This window comes from Pseudomonas sp. NPDC087690 (genome assembly GCF_044743175.1).
Lineage (GTDB): Bacteria > Pseudomonadota > Gammaproteobacteria > Pseudomonadales > Pseudomonadaceae > Aquipseudomonas.
Genome location: NZ_JBIUVX010000113.1, coordinates 1 through 1,155, shown reverse-complemented (window position 1 = coordinate 1,155; position 1,155 = coordinate 1). Strand labels below are relative to the sequence as shown.

The following is a 1,155-nucleotide window of genomic DNA, read 5'->3' as shown; positions in this document are numbered from 1 at the left end:
CGCTCTTTGACAGCACTCTCAACAAGTACCATGCCAACGCGGAACTGGTTCTCGGCCATTTCGCCTACGCAGCGAACACGACGGTTACCCAAGTGGTCGATGTCATCGACGATGCCTTTACCGTTACGGATGTCGACCAGAGTCTTCAGTACCGCGACGATGTCTTCCTTGCACAACACGCCCGAACCTTCGATCTCGGTACGACCGATACGACGGTTGAACTTCATCCGGCCGACCGCAGACAGATCATAGCGCTCAGGGCTGAAGAACAGGTTGTTGAACAGGGTTTCGGCAGCGTCTTTGGTTGGCGGCTCGCCTGGACGCATCATGCGATAGATCTCGACCAGCGCTTCCAATTGGTTGCTGGTGGAGTCGATCTTCAGCGTGTCGGAAACGAACGGACCGCAGTCGATGTCGTTGGTGTACAGAGTTTCGATGCGAACAACGCCGGACTTGGCAATTTTTGCCAGGACTTCGGTGTTCAGTTCGGTGTTGCACTCTGCCAGGATTTCGCCGGTAGCCGGGTGCACGATGACCTTGGCGGTAGTGCGACCGAGGACGTAGTCCAGAGGTACTTCCAGAGTCTTGATACCGGCTTTTTCGATCTGGTTGATGTGGCGCGCAGTAATACGGCGGCCCGCTTCAACAATGACCTTGCCCTTCTCGTCCTGAATGTCCAGAACCGCAATTTCACCACGCAGACGCGAAGCAATCAGTTCCAGGCTGAGGGTTTCGCCGCTCAGGTGGAAAACGTTGGTGGTGTAGAAAGCGTCCAGCACTTCTTCAGTGGTGTAGCCGAGCGCGCGCAGCAGTACCGATGCCGGCAGCTTGCGACGACGGTCGATACGCACGAACACGCAGTCTTTCGGGTCGAACTCGAAGTCCAGCCACGAACCGCGGTAAGGAATGATGCGCGCGGAGTACAGCAGTTTGCCGGAGCTATGCGTCTTGCCGCGGTCGTGGTCAAAGAACACGCCCGGGGAACGGTGCAGCTGGGAAACGATTACACGCTCGGTACCGTTGATTACGAAGGTACCGTTCTCAGTCATCAGGGGGATTTCACCCATGTAGACTTCTTGCTCTTTGATGTCCTTGATCGCTTTGTTCGACGATTCTTTGGCGAAAATGATCAGGCGCACTTTTACCCGCAAAGGT

At 55.8% G+C, this 1,155-nt stretch carries 1 pseudogene; it reads right to left on the bottom strand.

The window, feature by feature from the left end:
• Positions 1 to 1,155: pseudogene (gene rpoB, locus ACIPIZ_RS29720) on the bottom strand (DNA-directed RNA polymerase subunit beta); the annotation flags it as partial.